The sequence below is a fragment of the Marinomonas sp. GJ51-14 genome (genome assembly GCF_055808695.1).
Map to the genome: position 1 here is coordinate 1070326 of NZ_CM147879.1, position 23570 is coordinate 1093895.

Sequence of the window (23570 nt, forward strand, 5' to 3'; positions counted from 1 at the left end):
CCTCTCAAATACCACTGTGACGTCGAGTTACCAAACATTCAGAGCCAGATTTTATACTTGTTAGCGTCGCATTTTTGGTCAAACGCTCTTTATGTCGTAAAAAAAAGCTATCTTTACTTAATCGACCTACGTATTCCCACTTCTTAAAAACTTGCTCTCGAACTTCTAAACAATTTTCAGGCAAAGCGAACACTTCTTGATATGAGACTTCACATTCACCATTAACCATAGGAGATGCATTAAATTGGACCTGTGCATCTTCATCGTTATAGGAAATGACACCGACGACAGTAAATGGGTATTTGTCAGCATGCTGTTTAGGTTGATCGACATGTAATCTATGAACCTTGTTACCAATCAGCTCATCAGCAATAGCCAGTAGAGGTATTTTACATTGTTGAATTCCATGTTCTTCTACTATCACAGACATTGAAGTCTCTGCATAAGTCATTTGAGTAAGAAAAGTCGCCGGTAAAATGGCACATACGAAAAACAAGTTACGAGCAGTTTGCATAACACGTCCTTACATTTGGATAGACGAAACAATGAATAGATAATTTAAGAAGAGCTATTTTCTAAGTTTTGAAGCTGTTTTATTCGCGCAGCAAGTTCGCTTGGTGTCGTACTATGGCTCATTGTAGTAAACAATTTACCGTTTTTATCAATCATGTAAAAACGAGATGAATGATCAACTGTGTACCCAAGTGCGGAACCTTCTAAGTCTGTTAACTCAAAAAATACGCCATAATCTGATGTGACTTTATCAATTTCTTCCTGAGTACCAGTAAGAGCAAGCAGGTCATTGTCGTAATAATCACCAAAGTCATAAAGGTCTTCCAAGGAGTCCCTTTCAGGGTCAACACTAATGAATAGAAACTGAACACCATTTCTTTCATCATCAGTAAGCTGTTTATATGCAGCCTGAACGACGCCAATAGATGCAGGGCAAGCTTCGGTACAACTCAAGAAACCAAAATAAACAACACCTACCTTACCTTCAATATCAGAAAGTGAAAATGGCCCTTCCTTTGTTTCCAAAGTAAATGGACCACCTAACTCACTTAATGGCTTGTATTTTTCGCCAATTGGACGGGTAGATGTTGTTACATAGAAGACAATAATAAAAATAGAAAGAAACACTGCGACAAATGCAGATACTTTTAAAACTCTAGTTTCATTCATGATGGTATAGCCATTTTTAAATGCTGAAGAGAAGTGACCTCTACCTGTCCATGGTTAACGTAATCAACCGAGATTAAAACACTAAAAACAGTTACCACAAGGATGGAAAACACAAACAATTTCCTTCCCCATGCCTGTTCATTTTCTACTTTATAGCCAATTTTAACCAAATAAATCCAATAGATACTCATTAAACTTACAACTAGAGCATATATGACCCCAACAAAGCCCCTTTCAAAAAGCATCAAAGCGGCAACAGCGAAGCCAACAATATAAACATACATATGATATCTTGCCGTCTGTACACCATATTTCACTGGTAATACAGGGATATTCGCAGCTTTATAATCATCGAATCGACAGATGGCAATGGCATAGGAATGAGGAATTTGCCAAAAGCAAAAGGTCAATAAAAGAATAGCAGCGCCAACATCAAACCCGTTACTAACACTGACATAGCCCATAACAGGAGGGCAGGCGCCAGATAAGCTACCGACAAGCGTTCCATATACAGAGTTACGTTTGTATTTCAGTGTATAAAGGCCAACATAAACAAGGATTCCGATGACACCAAAAAGGACTGCATAAGCAGTTGTATAGATATGCAATAGCGTAAAACCAATGGCACCAAGAACCAAAGCCATAATAAGTGCAGAACTCACACTAATACGCCCTTGAGCTAATGCGCGGTTTTTTGTACGGCTCATTTTTAAATCAATATCACGATCAACATAATTGTTAACCACGCATCCAGCCGCAACAATACACGCTGTTCCAATCAATACAATCAGTAATAAAAACCAATCTATATTGCCCTTAGCAGCAAGGAAAAAGCCGCTTGCAGCGGCTATGAGATTCCCGAAGATAATGCCTGGCTTGGTCAGCGAAACATAGTCTTTAAACATAATTTTCTCGACTAGGTTAGTGACCCATTAGCATATTGTGATTCAAATGCTCAAATATCCACATTGAACCAATGATAACGAATAGCAAAATAAACAGTGCATACACGGCAGAAACGGTTAGCCAAGTTTGACTAGAAGATCCATTCATATGAAGGAAGAAAACCATTTGAACCAACACTTGAGCTATTGCAGCAACCACTATAGCAATAACAGTAAAGGTATCACTACCAGTACCTGACATCACCAAGTAGAACGGGATAATAGTCAGTATAATAGAAAGAATAAGACCTGTTACGTATTCTTTAACGTTACCGTGAGCTTGTCCACCAGGACCAGTTTCAGATGATGACATTACATAGCTCCTCTTAAATATACAAAGCTAAAGACACAAATCCAGATAATATCTAGGAAATGCCAGAACAAACTTAAACAAGACAAACGAATTTTATTTTCGTTAGAAAAGCCATCGCGATTAAAGTGAATGAATAAGAAAAACATCCAAATCAAACCCGCTGTTACGTGAAGACCGTGAGTCGCAACTAGACTGTAGAACGAAGTCCAGTAGCCACTTGTCTGTGGAGTTGCACCTTCATGGCTGAAATGAACGAATTCGTAGATTTCCATGCCAAGGAAGCTTAATCCCAATAAAGCAGTAATGATCAACCAGAACTTAGTTTTGGCCATGTTTTCAACATTAGCACCCAGCATCGCCATACCGAATGTAAAACTACTCAACAACAACAATGCCGTTTCAACAGCAACAAAGTTTAAATTAAACAGTTCATTAGGTGTAACGCCATTTGCAAAGTTTTGACCCATTACAGCATAAGTCGCAAACAGAGTACTAAAAAGCAGACAGTCACTGATTATGTATAACCAAAAGCCAAACAAATAGCGATCAGCGGCTTCAGCCTCATGGTGGTGGTGATCATCATGTTCATGAAGATCATGATCGTTAGTTAATGCAGTCATAAATATCTTCCAAAATTTAAATTCTGGTTATAGCGCTACCAAGTAATAGCGCTATAACCACGGTTTATTGGTTACTTAGCAACAACCGTGCTGTCATTTTGATCTGATGGTTTCCACTTTTTGTAGTATTTAGCATTCTTTTCAAAGTAATAATTACGACCTTCATTACTCTTCAAGAATTTACCTTCAATAGCTTCAACTTCAGGGACTTCGACATAATAATCTTTATCACGTTCGAAGTTGAGTTTGATCCAGCAAGCGAAAATAGCAACTACTGATGCAATAACCATCCACCAAATATGCCATACAAAACCAAATCCCATAGGTAATGTCAGTAAACCTAACACAGGACCTGCCCAAGTGTTTTTCGGCATATGAATGCGTTCGTATTTTTCAGGACGCTTGTAGGCAGTACCGTTTTGCTTCATATCAAGCAACTGATCACGATCGTTAATATATGGAACATGCCCAAAATTATAGAATTGTGGTGGTGACGTGGTGTACCACTCTAAAGTATGAGCATCCCACGGATCACCGGTCTCATCTTTGTATTCTGGCTTATTGCGGTTATACAAGCTCCAAGCAATATTAAACACTTGAGTACCAATGCCTGCAGCAATAAGAGCAACACCAATAAGAGCGATGTACATAGGTAATTGCCACTCTGGGTTATCAATATACTGCAGACGACGCGTCATACCGTCAAAGCCTGTGTAATAAAGAGGGAACCAAGCGAAGAAATAACCAAAGAACCAAAGTGCGACAGACCATTTACCTAAGGTCTCGTTTAACTTCACTCCAGTCGCTTTAGGGAACCAATATGTGAAACCAGCAAAGTAACCGTATACCGCACCACCAATGATTACGTTATGGAAGTGAGCTGGTACGAACATACTATTGTGCAACATGAAGTCATTTGCAGGGATAGACAACATAACACCTGTCATACCACCTATAGTGAAGGTAATTAGCATTGCAATCACCCACCACATAGAAGCTGTTAGCTCTACACGACCTTTATACATAGTAAAGATCCAGTTATAGAGTTTCACACCAGTTGGTATACCGATAATCATTGTCATGATGCCAAAGAAAGCATTAACACTAGCGCCGGAGCCCATAGTAAAGAAATGGTGTAACCATACTAGGAAAGACAATATCGTGATGGCAATAGTCGCCCATATAAGAGAGACATAGCCAAATAGCCGTTTTCTAGAGAAAGTCGATGTTACTTCTGAAATCATACCGAAAGCAGGCAATACCAAGAAATACACTTCGGGATGACCCCAAGCCCAAATCAAGTTAACCCACATCATCTGATTACCGCCATCATCATTCGTAAAGAAGTTGAAATCTAAATAGCGATCAAGTGTTAATTGAGCAATAGCGACCGTTAAAATTGGGAAAATAACTAAAGCAATTATGTTGGCACAAAATGTTGTCCACGTGAACACAGGCATTTTCATCATTGTCATGCCAGGAGCACGCATTTTCAGAATTGTCGCTACAAAGTTCACTGCTGTTAAGGTTGTACCAATACCGGATATCTGTAGAGCCCATATCCAATAATCTACACCAACCCCGGGACTGTATTCGATACCAGAAAGAGGTGTGTAAGCTAACCAACCTACTGCCGCAAATTCACCAACAAAAAGCGATATGTTAATTAGCAACACACCGACTAAGAATAAGTAAAAGCTTAATGAGTTAAGGAAAGGAAACGCAACGTCTCTCGCACCGATCTGTAACGGCATGATCACATTCATGATACCAATCATAAGAGGGGTAGCCACGAAGAAGATCATGATTACACCGTGAGCGGTGAAAATCTGATCATAATGTTCGGGAGGTAAGAACCCTTCACCAAACTTATCTGACGTCGATAAAGCCTGATGTGCCCGCATCATGATGGCATCTGAGAAACCACGTACAAGCATCACTAATGCAACGATACAGTACATTATGCCTATTTTTTTATGGTCGACAGAAGTAAACCATTCGTCCCATAAATACCCCCACAATTTTTTGTAGGTAATAAAGGCAATCAGTAACAAACCACCAAGAACGACCGCAGCCATTACTGGTGCAACGACAGGATCAGTATAAGGGATTACGCCCCAGTGCAACTTACCAGTCAACACATGGGGATCTTTGATTAGATCAGTTTGAACCATTTTGGGCTCCAATAAAAGACTCAATAATATTCTTAAATTGTAGAGGATCTATCGATGAGAAATACTCCACTTCATGATCACGTGTCTTTTCAATTAAGCGATCATATTCAGCACCGGTTAGTACCTGGCCAGAAGCTTTAACACCTTCTACCCATTTTTCAAAATCTTCTTCTGAGGTTACTTTTGCCTTGAAACGCATTCCCGCAAAACCAAAACCACTGTAGTTTGCTGATATACCTCGATACTCACCGATTTCATTAGCCATTAGGTTTAGACGGTTTTCCATTCCAGCCATTGCATAAATTTGCGCACCTAGCTTGGGAATAAAGAATGAGTTCATAGTAGATTGAGAGGTAACCAAAAATTCAACTGGTCTATTAACAGGGAAGGCAACTTCGTTCACTACCGCAATTTTTTCTTCTGGGAACAAGAAAAGCCATTTCCAATCCATTGCCACCACTTGAACAGTGAGAGGCTTCTTATCAGAAACAATCTCTTTTCTAGGGTCGAGTGAATAAGATGTAATGTAAGTGATCGTTGCTAGCACGATAATAATTACAATAGGTACACCCCAAGCAAAAAACTCTATCTTACTAGAGTGCTCCCACTCTGGATCGTAAGATTCATCTTTCTTACTTGCGTGGTATCTAAATGGAATCCAGATAGTCATTAAAATAGTTGGTATAACTACAATAAGCATCAATCCCATAGTAAGTAGAATAGTGTCACCCATTTGTTTGCCCGTGACACCGCTAGAATCGAACAAAGCTAGCTCACAACCACTTAGAAGTAGTGCAAGCGAAAGCAGCATAGTTGACTGGAACAGTTTTTTCTTCATCTGTAACCTCAGAATGTCCTAGAGCAGCTTTTACAAGCAAGCTAGGCGCTTAACTTAAACTCATTAGAATTCATAAACATAATGCATCTAGTTATGAAAACTAAATTGAATGCTTAATAAATACAATAATGAGCATCTCCATAGATATCATCAAAAAACCACATCACATATTGCATGTAGTGTAAATTAAGCCTGACGATTATATTTTTGCGCTAGGGCTTTTACAATAGTCGAAGGCTGTAAATCACACTCCGTAATCAATTGTTTGAACAATTAATACTTGGTTACGCATAGTTTAATGATTTAGATCAATCTTTCACGGCGCACACTATACTACAAGGGCAAAATAAATCCATCTAAAGCCCAATTCCTAACATCATGAATAGTGCAATACTCATTACTATTATTTATGAAGTTTATTTGGTGATATCACACCAAAAATAAAACTCAGATATAGTTCAGTTAGCACTAAAAATCGTCGAAATGAACTAATGAATTATCAATAACTATAGGCCCAAAATGATTATTTTACGTACTTTCATTTTTTAGAGTACATTCTAGCCAAGCCTGTAATGCTTCCACTATTTGAAGCATAGTAGACTCAGTTGGTCCACTAAACCCCAGCACGAAACCTTGCCTAGTTATCATCTGATCAAGGTAATGAGAAGACAACGTAGAAAGGCATACGTTTTGTAATGACAGCTCGGAGGCAATACGCCGATCCAAACATTCATCAGAGAAAATGCTAAGAACATCGGCTTTAAACTCAATCAGAATATGCATACCACCACGAGGCTTTTTCCAATCAAACCATGGAGTTAGTCTTTCATTGAGTAAAGCCAATAGGAAGTCTCGTTTGATTCGATAATGCCGACGCATTCGGTTGATATGACGATCAAAGCTACCATGAATCATAAAATCTGCCACAGCAGGCTGTACTGGTAAAGATGACGATGACCCCAGTATTACTTGGCTTTGCTTGATTAAGTCTATTTGTTTTATCGGTGAGACAATAAAACCCAATCGTAAACCACGAAATAATACCTTCGAAAAACTTCCCACGAAAAACACACGATCTCGCGCCTTTTCATGAATACTTGCTGTTTGCATAAAAGGCACATCACTTCGGCCTTGATACACAAATTCATTGTCATAATCGTCTTCCACCAGCCACCAATCAGAAGACACCTGCTGAAGTTTCTGTAGCCATTGCTGCCGGCGTTGCGAGCTGATACTTGTTCCTAAAGGATATTGACGATTAGGCGTTATAATCCCCACACTCGCAGAGCTCTGTTCCAATAAACAAGAGTCACCTTCCGGTAAACAAGGACCTTCATCATCGATATGAATAGTGCCTATCTTTCCTTTTTGAGAAAGTACTTCGCGCATCGGTGGATAAGTAGGGGATTCAAGCCACCATGAAATTGGTGTTTTTTTAGATATGGATTGCTGAGATTCTAATAACGAAGTAAGTGCATGTTGCAATAAAATCAACGAGTCCCTATTTCCCGCCGTGACAATAATTTGCTCAGCCACGCATTCAAGACCACGCACGCGATACAAATAATCCACTATTGCGTCTTTTAAATCTGGATAGCCTGTTGGATAACCTCCTTGAAGCAAAGCCAAATCAGGATTTAACCAACTGCGGCGCATGCTCGTCGCCCATTCTTTCGTTGGAAAAACAGAAACATCCACACCGGCATCGAAACTAAATTTCTTTGTATCCTGATCCTTGGTGATTTTATGGTGCGTTTTTCTTCCATTCGATGAAGGAGACAGCCAATGACCAATCATTGGTAAAGCCGAAACAAACACGCCACGCTTTTCCTTACTTATTAAAATACCTTCAGCAAGAAGCTGATCGTAAGCTCGGGATGTTGTACTTCTCGACACACCTAAAGATTCAGCCAAAAAACGCGTCGAAGGCAATTTATCTCCAACCGATAATTCACCCGACACAATGCCTTGCTGAATCTGGGTGATCAACTGCTGATAATAAGGCGCGCCGTCTTCATCTAAAGAAAAACGCAAACTGCCAATGGCATACTTCATAACTGGCCTGTTTTTTTATATCTATTCTGGCCATTTTTATAGAAGCCAGATTCTTTTAACCTTGTTATATCGCCACTTAAATACAATGACAAGGATTTGAACCAATGAGTGATTCACTAGAAACACCGCTAAGTAAAGTTAAAAGAGGGCCAAACAGAGCCAGCTACGACAAGGCAACCGCTTTAGACATCATTGATGCGGCTCTTATGTGTCATGTTGGCCAAACCAAAGAAGGCCAAGTCTTTGTCACACCAACCTGCCATTGGCGTGAAGGAGATTACTTTTATTGGCACGCACACTCGAAAGCTCGGAATGTAAAAGGTCCAATCGACACACCAGAAAAAGTGTGCATTAACGTCAGTTTGTTAGACGGTTTAGTGATGGCGCGCTCTGCCATGCATCACTCGGTAAACTACCGTTCTGTAACGCTATTTGGTGTGCCTGAATTGATTGATAACAAAGAAGAAAAAGTGCGTCAGTTTAAGATTTTTTTAGACAAGGTAAGCCCTGGCCGTTGGGAACAATTAAGACCTGTTAACGACAATGAAATTAAAGCCACTGGCTTAGTAAGGATCAAGATCGAAGAAGCTTCTGTGAAATTTCGCGGCGAACCGCCAATTGATGACCCAGAAGATTACAGCTGGCCTGTTTGGGCTGGCGTGATTCCAATGGATCGCACGTGGGGAAAATACCAACAAGATCCAAAACAACTGACGGAACACTCTTTACCTGTATCCCCAAAAGCGTTTTAAATAAAGTTTTTTTGTTGATTAAATAAACCGCAATATAAAAGTTACGGTTTATTTTTTCGCTTTGGCAGATCTAAAATACTAAATTTTATTCGCGATTTTTTGTGCCAGACTGTGCAAAAAAGGCCCAACAACAAACGAAATAATACCTGCAGCTGGCCATGCCAATGCCCATGCATTCATCCAATATGAAACGAAATCTGAGGGTAATCCAATATTCATATAAGTAATCCACGCGGACATAAACAATGACAGAGTGAACGACATTAGTACGGCAAAAATAATTCGATGCTTCATTCAATAATTCCTTGTTGCAATGCTTTAATACTAATTTCAATAAATACAATATTAGCAATTACTGATATAAATAATACAGCCCTAATTAACATTTCTATTTACCCCAAGAAAGCAAAGCCCTCATTTGTGGAGTCGAATCTTAAGGTCTTTCATCTTTGCATTAATAAAAATCGCCGTGTGATAAAAGCAAAGTTTGGTTACACTCGTTGCTCCCTTTTTACCAACTGATTATTTTTTATTCCAAAGGACACTCATGGAACATTTATTATGGTGGCAATATGCCTTAATTGGCATTATTTTTATCTGGAGCGGTTTTGTTCGTAGTGGATTAGGCTTCGGCGGCGCTGTACTAGCATTACCTTTTTTATTATTAGTAGAAAATTCTCCACTGATATTTTTACCTATTATTTCCGTTCATTTATTGGTGTTTTCAAGCTGGATTGCATGGCAAGGATCAAAAGACACAAAGACAAAAGCGAAACTGGCCACAGAACAGGGTAAAGCAGTAGAAACTCGCAGCAACATTGATTGGCGGTACCTTAAAAAAGCTCTCGGCATCATGATTGTGCCCAAGCTCATCGGTGTATTTGGTTTACTAACATTACCAGGCGACATAGTCACTGGCGTAATTTTTGTGATTGTCGCGGTTTTTGCGGTGTCATATATTTTGAACAAACCGTTTTACAGTAACAACAAGTACCTCGATACCTTATTCCTTATGCTTGGCGGTTATGTGAGTGGCACCTCACTCATTGGCGCACCGCTCATCGTCTCTGTCTTCGCCACTAAAGTGTCACGTTATCAACTGCGCGATACCTTATTCGTCCTTTGGTTTATATTGGTCTTAATCAAAATGACCTCATTCCTTATCGCTGGCGTCGACTTACAACTTATCCATCAACTTTGGTTACTGCCTTGCGCTTTAATTGGTCACGTTTTTGGACAAAGGTTCTACAACCGCATTCAACAAGCCGAAACCGCCGTCTTCTTCCGATTTATCGGCGTCGCGTTACTCATCGTCTGCGTGTTTGGGATTTACACTAGTTTGATGCTGTAGCTTTAGACAAAAGCAAATAGAACAAGAGTTGAACGCTTAACAAGATCAATGCCTCGCTTTAGGCATTGATCTTTGTTCGCTGCTTACTAAGATCTTTGTTGTGAGTTAACCGATAATACGCAACTAAGAAACCAAAGGCTGAGCCAACTGATCCACTAAATAAACGATAGATTGATACTCAATACCGCTGTGCTCAGACAAACCAATTTCACAGGTTCGACTGTTAGAGTAGCCGACATCACAACCTTCTACTGCTTTGGCGAGCGTTTTCAGAGCGCTGGCGTTTAACTCAGGGGTTGAGAAACCTTTATCACCAGCGAAACCACAACAAGTAATGTCTGGTGGAATAACGACTTCGTTTGCTAACTGTTTTGCCAAGGCAACAAAATCGTCAGCCAATCCCATTCGGGTGGTACTGCAAGTGACATGAAGAGCGATTTTTTCGACTTTCTCTTTTAAGGTTAAATGAGACATAACATGAGTCGATAAGAAGCCGACTTGTTCATGTAACTCCAAACGAGGATCTAAACTTTCCTTCATGCGTAATGAACAAGGACTCACATCACACACGACAGGGATTCGTCCATTGTCACTCGCTGCGAGCAATAACGTATTGAGGTCATTGGCTTTTTGGTGAGCAGCCTCAAATTGACCTTTCGATTCAAACGCCATACCACAACATTGGCTTTCTACACCTTCAGGTACAGTTATTTTAAAACCTGCTTTTTCAAGCACAGAAAACATTACCGCCATTACTGAGCGTTTGTCTTCCGCATTGGGTCCTGCCCCCATGACTCGCGTTGCACAGCTAGGGAAGTAAACTACTTCTTTCAGTGTTTCAGTCGACTCTAAATCACTGCAATCAAACGTAGGAATCAAGCCAGCTGGTTTCGGCATTTGATTGTGCCATTTAGGCACGACACCGCCAGACACCTTATTCAAAGCGCCCGTAGCCATGCCCATACCTTTATTACCCAAAATATGACATGCACCATTCGCTACCGTTAATCCAAGCTTAGCGGTTTTGGTGACACCTTCAAAATGATCCGCGATCCAATAACCCACTTTACTGTCTGGATTTCGATCGTGTCGTAGCTCTCGTGTTAAATCACCCGTGTTGATGCCAACAGGGCATTGAGTCGAACACAAACCACAGGCTGCACAGGTGTCTATCGATTGATAATCATAGTCTTTTTGCAATCTTGCCAAGCGTTCTGGATCTTTCTCAGAAGCTCGTAAAGCCTGAATCTCACGCCAGATAACAATACGTTGGCGAGGGCTTAAAGTTAGTGATTTAGAGGGGCAGACCGGTTCACAAAATCCACATTCGATACACGTATCTACTTTGTCATTTGCCTTCGGCATAGGTTTCAAGTTTTCGATATGCAGATTCGCATTATGGGACAAGATAACATCAGGATTGAGCAGAGTCATTGGGTCAAACGCTTGCTTGATTTCCCACATAATCTGATAAGCTTCTTTGCCCCATTCCAGCTCGACGAACGGAGCCATGTTGCGGCCAGTGCCGTGTTCGGCTTTCAACGAGCCTTTGTACTTCACGGCCACTAATTGAGCCACTTCCGCCATGAGTTTGTCATAGCGAGTGACTTCTTCAGGGTTTTCAAACCCTTGGGTAAAGACAAAGTGCAAATTGCCTTCTAACGCATGACCAAACAAAATGGCTTCATTGTAGCCGTACTTCTGAAAAACGCCTTGTAACTCCAAAACGCCTTCCGCCAGTTGCTCTATCGGAAACGCCACGTCTTCAATAATTACGGTTGTTCCTACAGGACGAACTGCGCCAACCGCTGGAAATAAGCCTTTACGGATTTTCCAATAAGAATCGTAAATGTCTTTGTCTTGCGTAAACTCGATGTCATTGATGGTATTGAGTCCATTTAAAGATGCAGACACGGCAATAATATTGGCGGCAAGCTCGTCTTTATCAGATGCGCGTACATCCACCAATAAGCCAGCAGCGTTTGCGCCAAGGGTTTTTAATATGTCTGGCATGCCTGGCTTATCTTCCACCGCTTTTAAACCAGCGCGATCAATCAACTCTACGGCAGACACTGGCGCACTTTTTAAGGCAGTTACAGCGCGACAAGTGGCTTCCATATCATCAAAGAAGATCATTGCTGCCGCTTTGATTGGGTGATCCAAAACGGTTTCGTACGTCACTTCACTGATAAAGCCTAGCGTGCCTTCAGAACCAATCATCAAATGCAGCAAGATATCGAAAGGGTCTTCGTAATCCACCAAGCTGTTTAAGCTGTAACCTGTAGTGTTCTTTAAACGATATTTGTGTCTTATTTTATCCGCTAATTCAGGGTTGCTCTGAACCTGTCGAGACAAACGAGTTAAGGTATCAAGCAAATCTGCATGCTGGTTTCCAAAAGCCAAACGACTGTCTTCGTTGGCTGTATCTAATAAGCTACCATCGGCAAAAATAAGGCGTGCACTTTTAATCGTGTTGTAACTGTTTTGCGCCGTACCACAACACATACCACTGGCATTGTTTGCCGCAATACCGCCAATCATACAGGCATTGATTGATGCTGGATCAGGGCCAATTTTACGTTGGAAAGGCAGTAATAACTGGTTCGCACGAGCACCAATAATGCCCGGTTGAAGGGAAATGCTGTGACCATGTTCATGTATTCGATGGCCTTTCCAGTTGTCTGAAAGTTGAACCAAGATGGAATCTGATACAGCCTGACCCGACAAACTCGTTCCGGCGGCTCGAAAGGTCACAGGTAGCTTCCGCTCTCTTGCTGCGTTTATTACCAACTTCACTTCCGCTTCGTTATCAACACGAACAACGATCTGAGGAATCAAACGGTAAAAACTAGCATCAGTACCGTACGCTAATGTTCTGAGTGGGTCTCGAATCAGCCGAGAGTCGTCAATTGAATTTTTTAGTGTCTGATATAAGTCATCGTATTGTGCTTTTTTATTGTTAACCACGAGAGAATCAGTCATACGGAAATTCCATAATAGAACGCGACATTGCTTCATCTACAAAAAAACATAGACAAGCCGTCAATGAATGCTTTAAATTGGTAAGACCAATTTACCTATTGATATTGCTGCACAATAAGAATCGACTGATAATTTGTCAACCTATACTTTAGTCAATATTTATCGAATTTTAGCGACATTTTAATTGGTTTTACCAATTTTTAAGTTATTAACAAGTAAACCAATGTAGATGGAAAAGTCATGCCTACCAACCTTTTTGGTCAAGTCAAACACCGTAAAATTTCCGATGTTATTATTGAACAGTTAGAAAACATGATATTAGAAGGTAGCTTTACGGCTGGACAAAAACTACCGCCAGAACGAGAGCTTGCGGCGCAATTCGCGGTATCACGCCCATCGTTGAGAGAAGCCATTCAGAATCTTGTAGCTCGTGGAGTTTTATTCAGTCGGCATGGTGGCGGAACCTACGTATCAGATCAACTTGGCACCGCCTTTGCCGATCCGTTACAAGATCTACTCAGCACCCATAACGAGTTTTTATACGATCAATTGGAGTTTCGCGATGCATTAGAAGGCCTTGCTGCTTATTACGCGGCCTTGCGAAGTACAGAAGCCGATAAGACAAAATTAACGGACTGCTTCCATCAGTTAGTAACAGCGAATCAAGACCAGAACTTTGCCTTAGAAGCCAAACTAGATATGGAATTTCACATGATCATTGCAGAAGCCGCCCATAACGTCGTGCTAATGCACACATTACGTAGTTTGCATTCGGTCTTGGAAAAAAGTATTTCAAGCAACCTCAAAAGCTTATTTTCAAAGAAGGCTGCTCGTCGTTTGGTAATGGTACAACATTCAGACCTTTACCAAGCTATTATGGATGGCAACGCAGAACAAGCCCGTGATGCATCCCATAAACACTTGATTTTTGTTGAAGATAACTTACTCAGAATGCGCCAAGAAGAAACACGTTTAGAGCGCTCTTTACGTCGCTCGGGAAACCAAAATAATGATCTTTAACTAAGTATTCTTAAACCAAACTCCTTGCTTCATGTTTCTCAAGTAGCACCAATACAAGGTGACACCTCTAGCAAGAAAAAGTACCGCTTGGCTAAGCCATAAACCATGATTTCCCAAATTTTGAGTAATAAACCAAACAGGGAAGAAAACACCTAAAACACAGATAATCATGGTGTTCTGCATTTGCTTCACGCTGGTTGTTCCAATGAAGACACCATCCAGCATAAAAGACCAAATACCCAACAGAGGAAAGAAAATCAGCCAAGGTAGATACAGTTTTGCATCATCTTGAACGCTTTGAACATTGGTTAATAAACTGATGATTTGATTACCGAAGAGCCAAAATATTAGCATTAAAATAATCGCGGCAACTAATGCCCAATAAGTCGAAAGACGAACCACTTTTCGGAAGTTATCTTTGTCCTTTCGTCCATAATATTCGCCACACAAGGCTTCTACAGAAAAGGCGAAACCATCAAGCGCATTGGAAATGATCATCAAGAAAATCAGTAATACTGCGTTTGCGGCAAGAATAGAATCACCTTGGCGTGCCCCTTGAGCGGTAAAAAACAGCATTACTAATAACAACAAAATCGTACGTACAAACAGATAACGGTTTACCTGTACTAAGGCTATATATTCTCGCCATTTTACCAAGGCTTTCATCGGCACATGACCGGAGAAACCTTTTAGTTTATGCCACGCCAGTAAACCCGCCACAACAACGCCAATATAGTGTGCAAAAACCGTCGCCCACGCCACGCCATCACTGGCCATACCTAAACCATAAACAGCAAAATAATCGAGCGCCATGTTGGCAATATTAATCACCAATAGCATCCACAAAGCACCTTTGGAGTATTGCACTCCAAAAAACCATCCCATTAAAGCGTAACCAGCCAACACCGCTGGCGCACTAAAAATCCGAGCCTCACAATAAATTCGTGCCCAAGGCTCTACATCTTCACTGGGTTGCATCAAATCGATGGCGAGATCAATTAAAGGTGCACGAAATAAAATCAGCATCAAGCCAATGAAAATCCCCATCAATATAGACTGCAACAAAAGCTCTCGTACTCGCCTTTCATCACCTTGTCCTAACGCTTGTGCCGTCAATCCGGTCGATCCCATACGTAAGAAGCCAAATGCCCAAAACAGAAAGCTAAAAATGCTCGCGCCAATCGCCACAGCACCAAGATGTGTTGCTGTTCCTAAGTGCCCAACCACAGCCGTATCAACCAAACCCAGTAACGGCGTGGTAATGTTCGAAACCATTGGTGGCCAAGCCATGCGCCAAATCTTAGTGTTAAGCACAACATTCGCTCGATAGGCGCTGAAAACAGAATGTATAGATAATTTGGACACTGACGTCTCGCTTGTGGGTATGTTGTTCCCTGTGGATAAAAAACAGCCAAGGTAGTAAATTGAATTTATTCAAACAAGTGGAAAATCATAGCAGTTATTCACATTTAGCGGCAGTTTTTCATATTTATGTGTAAATTTAAGGCCAATGTCGGTTATGGATGATCATTTCTTTCACTTTTGGACACTTTGTACACACAGTAGAACATTCCGAAACAATAAAAACACCACTACTAAATATTGGATAAGTCGTACTTTTTTCCACAATTTAGCTAACATCATCGAGGAAATTTGCTAAACTCGCGCTTATTTTTTATATATTAGAGAGTTGTATGTCTAAATTTATCACTAAGAAAGCAAAGCCTTTTATTGAGGGTTTGGCGGTAGGTTGTGTCTTCATCAGTATCACTATGTTGTTCGATATTCCCCTCTATATGAGCTTCATCATTGGTGCGCTAGCTGCTTTAGGTGGTTACAGAAACTCGATAAAAATGGACAAAGAAAAAACAGAAAAACAAAATCAAAACGGTCCTCGAGATTCAGAATAATATGACAAACTCCAGCACTCCAACTAACCCTTTAATACAGTACGGTGAAGGCGATGGTACATTACAAGCTGTTGGTGGTCTGACGGGATTACGAACCTTGGTTGAAACCTTCTATCGACTCATGGAAAACACTCCAGAGTTTCGACCTTTATTTGAGATGCACCCAAGTAATATTGAACTCACCATAGATAAGTTGACGGCTTTTTTATCAGGTTGGATGGGAGGGGAGCGTTTGTTCGCCAAAACATACGGGGAAATTAACCTTCCTAAAGCTCACGCCCATTTAGTCGTAACAGAAAAAGAAAAAGCTATGTGGCTAAATTGCATGGCTGCAGCTTTAGATGAGCTAGGTTATTCAGACGAACTAAAAAACTACTTATTACCTAAATTAGAGTTTCCTGCCGAACGTATTCGCCAAGTCAGCGCCGCACGACACGGTCTTTAACATATGCCGATTTTTAAAAGAATCGTCATGCCCTTATAGCAAAAAATGCTACCATTCGAATCCGAATAAATCGCTCTCCTAAAGGATCTTTTCATGGGCTTAAAAAGCGCGTATTACCTTATTTCATTGGCTGCAATTTGGGGAGCATCTTTTCTATTTATGCGTATTGGCGCGCCTTCATTGGGTGGTGTTTGGCTTATTGAAGGTCGTGTTGGTTTCGCAGCTCTATTTCTTTTTTTGTTGCACTGGCCTTAAAGAAGAAAATTAATTTTAAAGAGCATGGCAAACATTATGCAGTGATGGGAATTTTAAGTGCCGCTATTCCTTTCCTTTGTTATGGCTACGCAGCGCAATATTTAACCGCATCATTAATGTCTGTAGTAAACGCCTTAACGCCTATTTTTGGTACCGCAATAAGCGCACTCTATTTTCGAACAAAACTGGAATCGGGGAAAGTCTTTGGATTATGTCTCGGTTTATTAGGTGTCGCTGTGATTGTTGGACTTGACCCTGAGTTATTCGAAGGTAACAATCTGTTCGCAGTATTCGTTGTGCTGTGTGCGCCAATTTGCTATGGCATAGTGGGCACTTACACTCAAACAGCGAAAAAGGTAGACCCAATAGCAAACGCCTACGGATCAATGTTTATGGCGACCTTGTTTATTACGCCGCTTTTATTCTTTATCCCGCCTAACACTGTCACCGATATTGATTGGGTTGTGGTTGCTTCTGTTTTAGCACTAGGCGTTATTTGTACAGGCGTCGCGTTTCTGATTTTCTTTAAGTTATTAAACGATATCGGAATGCCATCGACCTTAACTGTGACCTTTTTAATCCCTATTTTCGGGGTATTATGGGGTGTGATTTTCTTAGATGAAATGGTCGGATGGCATACACTAATCGGCGCTGTTTTAGTTATAGCGGGTACAATTAAAACAACAGGCTTCACTTTAAAAACAGTCATAAAACCGACTCTCTGATTTAGTCGGTTTTAGTAAAATGATTACTTCGCAACAACCTCTTTAATAACCCTAATGCCAAGTCGCTTAGCCAGCCGTGCTAAATTGGCTCTATCCATTGACAAATGTTCGGCGGCTTTGGTCCAATTCCCGTTCGTTTTATCTAATGCAGATCGAATCAAATTACGCTGATAAGTTTCTGTTTCTAAACGAAAATCTATTTTTCCTTTCGCTTCACTGGTGTTTTTTGGCATATTGTTTGTTTTATTTTGTATCCTTTCTTTTATTTCTTGGCTTAATTGTAACCCTGTTAAATGAGCAGGTGATATCACAGTAATACCTGTTGGAGTGTCAGCCTTAGCAAACAAAGCCGCACGAGAGATAACATGTTCAAGTTCGCGTACATTACCAGGCCAGCGATAGGCTTCTAATAGCTCTATTGCTGAACTGGATAAGTTTAACTGCTGCAAACCTAACTTACGACGAAAGCGCTCAGCAAAAAAGCCAGCTAATAATGGAATGTCCCCTTGTCGATGGCGTAAAGCAGGAACTTGAATAGGGAACACACTGAGGCGATGGAATAGATCAGCACGAAAACGATGTTCCCTGACTTCAGTTTCCAAATGGCGATTGGTGGCTGCGATGATTCTCACGTCGATTTTACGAACTTGATCTTTACCAACTGCTTGAATTTCTTGGTTTTGAATGGCTCTTAGTAAAGTTCCTTGAACTTCTAATGGTAATTCACCGATTTCATCGAGGAACAAGGTTCCGCCATCTGCAAGTAAAAACTTTCCTTGTCGGTCACGGTCAGCGCCAGTAAAAGCCCCTTTCACATGACCAAACAATTCACTTTCAATTAAATGATGAGGAATCGCTGCGCAATTCACATACACCATAGGCGATGCGGAACGTAATGAAGTTTGATGGAGCATACGTGCTACGAGTTCCTTCCCGACACCCGTTTCCCCTTCAATCAAAATCGCAAAATCAGAAGGTGCTACCAATTTAATCGCTTGATCTAGCGCCTTCATAACATCACTTTGGCCAATCATCTCGCCGCCATCTTTTACTTGGGCTTGTTCATTCATGGCTTGGAGTACGTGTTGTGCTCGCTGTGTTTTATCTTCCAGTTGTTCCATCAAAATGGCTGTATTTAGGGTCATCGCAGACATAGCGCCAATGATTTCTAATGCTCTTGAATCGATATTGTCAAATACGCCCGGTGTAATGCTGTCTAAGGTCACCACACCAATAAGCTTGCCTTCCAAATGCAAAGGTACACCCATGCACGAGTGCACTCTTAAATCATCATCATGGCCAATCACCATTCCGTCATAAGGATCTGGCAATTCTGAGTCAGCAGGAAATCGCACAGGATAATGACCACTACAGATTTCTTTGAGTCGAGGGTGTTCTCCAATAGCAAAGCGCCTTCCCATAAGGTCATCAGACAAACCACGTTGAGCAATCGGTATCAGCACATAGTTGTTGTTCACTAGTAAAACAACCGCATCACAATTGATGGTGGCGCGCACGGCGTACACCAATTGTTCAAAACGATTAGGTTGGGTAACTGCACTAGCAAGGTCGAGCGCAAAGCTAAGTAGGGCGTTGTTTGAAATCTGATTCATAGTGGTCAACTCATCAAGTATATTATGTCTGTGTCATATTGACTCAAAGATAACATATAGACTTTATTTTATATGAGTCTTATTGACTCTTTAAATAACAAATAAAACTTAAGTATATGTTTTTATTGTTTATTTTAAATTGGCACAAAGCTCGCAATAGAAGGGATAAGACATGAACAACAAACGGTTTATTTATCTCATTAATTAAGGAAGCGCTATGTTATCTCAACAACATATAGACACTGTAAAAGCCACTATTCCACTATTAGCCTCTGCAGGTCCAGCGATTACAGAACATTTCTATAAGCGTATGTTTTCTCATAACCCTGAGCTGCAAGACGTATTTAACATGACCCATCAAAAAACAGGACGCCAGCCAGCCGCCTTGTTTAATGCCATTGCCGCCTATGCAACACACATTGATAACTTGGAAGTACTGACAACTGCCGTGATGCGTATTGCTCACAAACACACTAGCTTTAACATCAAGCCAGATCAGTACGATATTGTTGGTCATCACTTGATTGAAACTCTACGAGAATTAGCCCCTGACGCTTTTACCAAAGATGTAGAAGACGCTTGGGTAGCTGCTTACGGACAACTGGCGGAGATCTTCATCAAGATAGAAGGTGATCTTTATGAAGAACGCGCTGCACAGTCTGGTGGCTGGAAAGATTTCCGTCGCTTCAAAGTCATTTCTAAAACACCAGAGTCAGAATTGGTCACCAGCTTTGTTTTCGCACCTGTTGATGGAGGCGCTGTCATTGATTATCTTCCAGGCCAATACTTAGGGGTAAAACTGCATCCTAAAGGCAACCAATACGAAGAAATTCGTCAATATTCTTTGTCTACAGCACCAAATGGTGAAACTTACCGCATTAGTGTGAAACGTGAAGGCAGTGGCGACCTTGCCGGTGTCATGTCTAACTATCTTCATGATCACCTTAATGTAGGTGATGAAGTTGAATTGATGCCACCTGCGGGTGATTTTTACTTCCAAGACAAGCAAAAACCTGTCGTTCTAATTTCTGGCGGTGTGGGTTTAACGCCAATGCAAGCCATGCTGGATACCTTCGCAAAACAAGGTTACGCACAACCAATCAGCTACTTACATGCTTGCGCAGTACCAAGCCAACATTCATTTAAAGATCATGTGAAAGGTCTAAAAACGTCTTTACCGTTGAGCGTACATACTTGGTATGAAAAGACAGATAAAACAGAAGAAGGCGTTTACGAAGGCAACATGATGCTAGAATCCATCAAAAATGATCTACCTATTACAGATGGTGAATTTTACTTATGTGGACCATTGGGCTTCATGATGTTTGTCAAACAACAGCTACTAACTCTAGGCGTGCAAGCGGATCGTATTCATTACGAATTGTTCGGTCCACACCAAGATCTTTAATCACTCTGTTTAAACGGCAACAACGCGTGGGTATCTTGATGGTACTCACGCACTGCAATAGCTTCTTCCTCACAGAAATTACCAATCGCCTCACGAAAACCCTCGTGAGCAATATGATGAATGCTGTGGCTAAACACAGGTTCGAAACCTCGCGCTATTTTGTGTTCCCCTTGAGTGCCTGGATCAAAATGTTGTAACCCTTTTTCTAAGCAGAACTCGATGCCTTGGTAATAACAGGCTTCAAAGTGCAAGCAATCTACTTCTTCCATACATCCCCAATAGCGGCCAAACAGTGAATGGTCATCAAAGAAACACCAAGACGCCGCAATCGGCTCGCCGTCGTTATAAGCCTGTACCAACAATATTTGCTCGCCCATGGTTGCTGCCAACAAACCAAAGAAGTCTCGCGTCAAATAGCCACGCTGACCTCGTTTGGCGTAGGTCGATTGATAACACATGTAGAAAAAATCAATCTCTTCAGATGTTAGTTCGCTGCCTAATTTACGATCTAAAGTAACGCCTTGAGCAATGACTTTCTCTCGCTCTTTCCGCGCCGCCTTACGCTTACGACTAGAGAAGTGAGAAAAGTAATGGTCCATGCTCTGATAATCACGGTTGAACCAATGAAACTGACAGGAAATTCGATGCAGGAGGTTTTGGTTTGCAGCAAGCAAATTGGCATGCTCTTCCTTGGCGAATAACAAATGCCAGCCTGAAAAGCCACGCTCTTGGTTCGCCTGTGTCATGAGTTCCGTTAAAGCCGAATACAAATGGGCAAAAGAAGCATCGTCGCCATTTGGATCAAGGTGAGAAAAAACTCGCGGACCAGTAGCAGGGGAGAAAGGAATCGCCCAAATGCGTTTTGGATAATACTGCAAACCATGTTGCTGATAAGCGTCGGCCCATGACCAATCAAACACAAACTCCCCCTGAGAGTGCGTTTTCAGATAGGTTGGGGCAATCGCCAATGGTTCATCATCATCGTCTATGACTAACAAGTATTCAGGATACCAACCCGTTCCATCACCGATACTGTGGCTTTGCTCAAGCGCCTTATGAAAGGAAAATTGCGCAAAAGGATAACGAGTTTCACCAATAGCCGCTTGCCATTTAGCTTCGCCTATTTGATCAACTGAATTAAACCACTGCGCTTTCATCGCTTTCAACCTTAGTTTTTAGCTGACTTTCAATTAAAAAATTAGCCTTCCAGCTGCGTGCGCATAGTGTTTAACAAACTCGTCATGTTAGGTCGAACTTGTCGCCAAATGTAAAAAGACTCTGCCGCTTGGCCAACCAACATACCTAAACCATCAGCACCAGTTGCACCATGATCAATAGCCCATTGCAAAAAGACGGTTGTACCTTTTCCATAGGTCATGTCATAGCACCAGGTATTCTCGTTCGCTAATTCATCTTTTAGAGGAGGTAGACTACTTGAGCGACTCGCGGATGTACCATTGATAATCAAATCAAACGCACCTTCCAAGTCTTCAAACGAAGACCCAAAGCAGTCAAACTTTTCGGCTAAAGCTTTCGCTTTTTCAACTGTTCGATTCGCAATGGTTACAGATTTTGGATTCTCTGCCAGCACATTATCTAAAATGCCTTGGACGGCACCACCAGCGCCAATGATTAGAATACGTTTGTCTTTTAAATTTTGTTTATGGTTATCAATAATATCTCGTACCATGCCAACACCATCTGTTGTGTCGCCAAATAAATCACCATTTTTGCCCATTAGTAAGGTATTTACAGCTCCGGCTTTCTTAGCTCGTTGACTCAAAATCTCACACATGGCAAAAGCACGATCTTTAAAGGGTGCTGTGACATTCAAACCTTTTCCACCGTTTGCAAAAAAATCTCGAACTTGGTTCTCAAATTCAATATCGTCGCCCAAAATTCGCGTGTAGTTAATATCTTGCTGAGTTTCTTTTGCAAAATGCATGTGTATGTCAGGCGATTTACTGTGAGCAATAGGGTTTCCAAATACGGCGTATTGATCCAAAACATATCCTCTTTTTTTATTGTCTATAGGATTACAACCAATCTCTTGAGGTTAGGTAATAATCCGTCAATTTGGCTTCATCACTGGCCGGTTTAATTTGGTATTCGTATGTCCAACGAACCTCTGGTGGCAATGACATTAAAATCGATTCTGTGCGACCTAAACCACTCTGTAAACCAAAGTGCGTTCCACGGTCAAAGACCAAATTAAATTCCACATAACGACCACGACGATGTAATTGAAAATCCCGTTGTTGCTCTGTGAAAGGTAAATCTTTTCGACGCTCTAAAATCGGCATGTAGGCTTTTGTATAACTGTCGCCTACAGATTGCATCATAGCGAAGCAATCTTCAAAACTACCTTCGTTAAAATCATCAAAGAATAAACCACCGATACCTCGCGGTTCACCACGGTGTTTTAAGTAAAAATACTCATCACACCATTTTTTGAAGCGTGAATAATAACCTTCCCCAAATGGCTCAACCGCATCTCGCGATACTTGATGCCAATGGATACAGTCTTCTTCAAAACCATAATAAGGCGTCAGATCAAAACCGCCGCCAAACCACCAAACAGGTTCCATACCGTCTTTATAAACAACAAACAAACGCACGTTAGCATGAGACGTCGGCGCAAAAGGGTTATTAGGATGAATAACGAGTGAAACACCCATGGCTTCAAAACGGCCACCGGCTAATTCTGGACGATCTACCGTAGCAGAAGGAGGGAGGTTATCGCCCATAACGTGAGAAAAATTTACACCACCTTTTTCAATAACTTTACCGCTAGCAATGACACGAGTTCGACCACCGCCACCGTTTTCTCTATCCCAAGCGTCTTCTTTGAAACGCATGTTTGGTTCAAAACTTTCTAAAGAAGCGCAGATATGATCTTGCAGCGATAGAAGATAATGTTTAACTGCTTGAATATCTGGCAATGTTGAAGAATTAGACATATAAAAAGCCCTATTTAAAATAG

The 23570-nt window shown here is 41.2% G+C and carries 23 protein-coding genes; 8 read left to right on the forward strand and 15 right to left on the reverse strand.

Annotated features, from left to right (window positions below):
* Positions 1-4: 4 nt before the first annotated feature.
* The 8 genes from AC0L3Y_RS05270 to pdxR form a co-directional block, all read right to left on the reverse strand.
* Positions 5-514, reverse strand: a complete 510-nt coding sequence (locus tag AC0L3Y_RS05270; protein WP_473469616.1) for a hypothetical protein — start codon at positions 512-514, stop codon at positions 5-7.
* 44 nt (positions 515-558) lie between these two features.
* A complete protein-coding gene (locus tag AC0L3Y_RS05275) occupies positions 559-1182 on the reverse strand; it encodes an SCO family protein (RefSeq protein WP_473469618.1) in 624 nt (207 codons plus the stop codon).
* A complete protein-coding gene (gene cyoE, locus AC0L3Y_RS05280) occupies positions 1179-2087 on the reverse strand; it encodes a heme o synthase (protein ID WP_473469620.1) in 909 nt (302 codons plus the stop codon). Before cyoE ends, AC0L3Y_RS05275 begins: the two co-directional genes overlap by 4 nt.
* A 16-nt stretch (positions 2088-2103) precedes the next feature.
* On the reverse strand, positions 2104-2439 hold the full coding sequence (cyoD, locus tag AC0L3Y_RS05285) for a cytochrome o ubiquinol oxidase subunit IV (protein WP_473469622.1): 336 nt from the start codon (positions 2437-2439) through the stop codon (positions 2104-2106).
* Positions 2439-3059: a cytochrome o ubiquinol oxidase subunit III gene (gene cyoC / locus AC0L3Y_RS05290; RefSeq protein ID WP_473469624.1), complete on the reverse strand. Its 621-nt coding sequence runs from the start codon at positions 3057-3059 to the stop codon at positions 2439-2441. The genes cyoD and cyoC overlap by 1 nt, the downstream gene beginning before the upstream one ends.
* Before the next feature lie 71 nt (positions 3060-3130).
* Entirely contained in the window at positions 3131-5233 is a 2103-nt protein-coding gene (cyoB, locus tag AC0L3Y_RS05295; protein WP_473469626.1) for a cytochrome o ubiquinol oxidase subunit I, read from the reverse strand.
* Positions 5220-6071: a ubiquinol oxidase subunit II gene (gene cyoA / locus AC0L3Y_RS05300; RefSeq protein ID WP_473469628.1), complete on the reverse strand. Its 852-nt coding sequence runs from the start codon at positions 6069-6071 to the stop codon at positions 5220-5222. Before cyoA ends, cyoB begins: the two co-directional genes overlap by 14 nt.
* A 528-nt stretch (positions 6072-6599) precedes the next feature.
* The gene (gene pdxR / locus AC0L3Y_RS05305) at positions 6600-8126 is read right to left on the reverse strand and encodes a MocR-like pyridoxine biosynthesis transcription factor PdxR (RefSeq protein WP_473469630.1); all 1527 of its coding nucleotides are present in this window, start codon (positions 8124-8126) and stop codon (positions 6600-6602) included.
* A 104-nt stretch (positions 8127-8230) separates the two neighbouring features.
* Between pdxR and AC0L3Y_RS05310 the strand changes: the two genes are divergently transcribed.
* Positions 8231-8878, forward strand: a complete 648-nt coding sequence (locus tag AC0L3Y_RS05310) for a pyridoxamine 5'-phosphate oxidase family protein (protein WP_473469632.1) — start codon at positions 8231-8233, stop codon at positions 8876-8878.
* 78 nt (positions 8879-8956) lie between these two features.
* Here AC0L3Y_RS05310 and AC0L3Y_RS05315 read toward each other — a convergent pair whose 3' ends face one another.
* Positions 8957-9172 carry a DUF2798 domain-containing protein gene (locus AC0L3Y_RS05315; RefSeq protein WP_473469634.1) on the reverse strand — a complete coding sequence of 72 codons (216 nt, stop codon included), beginning with the start codon at positions 9170-9172 and terminating at the stop codon, positions 8957-8959.
* Positions 9173-9425: 253 nt separating this feature from the next.
* On the opposite strand from AC0L3Y_RS05315, the gene AC0L3Y_RS05320 reads away from it, so the two are divergent.
* Complete coding sequence (locus AC0L3Y_RS05320) at positions 9426-10229, forward strand: TSUP family transporter (RefSeq protein ID WP_473469636.1); 804 nt, start codon at positions 9426-9428, stop codon at positions 10227-10229.
* A 123-nt stretch (positions 10230-10352) separates the two neighbouring features.
* On the opposite strand, the gene AC0L3Y_RS05325 is transcribed toward AC0L3Y_RS05320, so the two are convergent.
* On the reverse strand, positions 10353-13211 hold the full coding sequence (locus tag AC0L3Y_RS05325) for an FAD-binding and (Fe-S)-binding domain-containing protein (RefSeq protein ID WP_473469638.1): 2859 nt from the start codon (positions 13209-13211) through the stop codon (positions 10353-10355).
* A 240-nt stretch (positions 13212-13451) separates the two neighbouring features.
* Between AC0L3Y_RS05325 and AC0L3Y_RS05330 the strand changes: the two genes are divergently transcribed.
* The gene (locus AC0L3Y_RS05330; protein WP_473469640.1) at positions 13452-14231 is read left to right on the forward strand and encodes a GntR family transcriptional regulator; all 780 of its coding nucleotides are present in this window, start codon (positions 13452-13454) and stop codon (positions 14229-14231) included.
* On the opposite strand, the gene AC0L3Y_RS05335 is transcribed toward AC0L3Y_RS05330, so the two are convergent.
* Positions 14232-15521: an MATE family efflux transporter gene (locus AC0L3Y_RS05335; RefSeq protein ID WP_473470592.1), complete on the reverse strand. Its 1290-nt coding sequence runs from the start codon at positions 15519-15521 to the stop codon at positions 14232-14234.
* Between the two features lie 404 nt (positions 15522-15925).
* Between AC0L3Y_RS05335 and AC0L3Y_RS05340 the strand changes: the two genes are divergently transcribed.
* The 4 genes from AC0L3Y_RS05340 to AC0L3Y_RS05355 all read left to right on the forward strand — a co-directional run bounded on the left by AC0L3Y_RS05340 (position 15926) and on the right by AC0L3Y_RS05355 (position 17566).
* Positions 15926-16141 (forward strand): hypothetical protein, encoded by a 216-nt coding sequence (locus AC0L3Y_RS05340; protein WP_473469642.1) that lies wholly within the window; start codon positions 15926-15928, stop codon positions 16139-16141.
* Position 16142: 1 nt separating this feature from the next.
* Entirely contained in the window at positions 16143-16586 is a 444-nt protein-coding gene (locus tag AC0L3Y_RS05345) for a group II truncated hemoglobin (RefSeq protein WP_473469644.1), read from the forward strand.
* A gap of 93 nt (positions 16587-16679) precedes the next feature.
* Positions 16680-16841 (forward strand): hypothetical protein, encoded by a 162-nt coding sequence (locus AC0L3Y_RS05350; protein WP_473469646.1) that lies wholly within the window; start codon positions 16680-16682, stop codon positions 16839-16841.
* 8 nt (positions 16842-16849) lie between these two features.
* Complete coding sequence (locus tag AC0L3Y_RS05355; RefSeq protein WP_473470593.1) at positions 16850-17566, forward strand: DMT family transporter; 717 nt, start codon at positions 16850-16852, stop codon at positions 17564-17566.
* A gap of 23 nt (positions 17567-17589) precedes the next feature.
* Here AC0L3Y_RS05355 and norR read toward each other — a convergent pair whose 3' ends face one another.
* Positions 17590-19179 carry a nitric oxide reductase transcriptional regulator NorR gene (gene norR / locus AC0L3Y_RS05360; RefSeq protein ID WP_473469648.1) on the reverse strand — a complete coding sequence of 530 codons (1590 nt, stop codon included), beginning with the start codon at positions 19177-19179 and terminating at the stop codon, positions 17590-17592.
* Positions 19180-19396: 217 nt separating this feature from the next.
* Between norR and hmpA the strand changes: the two genes are divergently transcribed.
* A complete protein-coding gene (hmpA, locus tag AC0L3Y_RS05365; RefSeq protein WP_473469650.1) occupies positions 19397-20587 on the forward strand; it encodes an NO-inducible flavohemoprotein in 1191 nt (396 codons plus the stop codon).
* On the opposite strand, the gene AC0L3Y_RS05370 is transcribed toward hmpA, so the two are convergent.
* Genes AC0L3Y_RS05370 through hemF form a run of 3 tightly spaced genes read right to left on the reverse strand, consistent with a single transcriptional unit; the run spans position 20584 to position 23547 of the window.
* Complete coding sequence (locus AC0L3Y_RS05370; protein WP_473469652.1) at positions 20584-21744, reverse strand: GNAT family N-acetyltransferase; 1161 nt, start codon at positions 21742-21744, stop codon at positions 20584-20586. The genes hmpA and AC0L3Y_RS05370 overlap by 4 nt on opposite strands.
* A 41-nt stretch (positions 21745-21785) precedes the next feature.
* Positions 21786-22592, reverse strand: a complete 807-nt coding sequence (gene aroE / locus AC0L3Y_RS05375; protein WP_473469654.1) for a shikimate dehydrogenase — start codon at positions 22590-22592, stop codon at positions 21786-21788.
* A gap of 31 nt (positions 22593-22623) precedes the next feature.
* Positions 22624-23547: an oxygen-dependent coproporphyrinogen oxidase gene (gene hemF / locus AC0L3Y_RS05380; RefSeq protein WP_473469656.1), complete on the reverse strand. Its 924-nt coding sequence runs from the start codon at positions 23545-23547 to the stop codon at positions 22624-22626.
* Between the last annotated feature and the right edge of the window lie 23 nt (positions 23548-23570).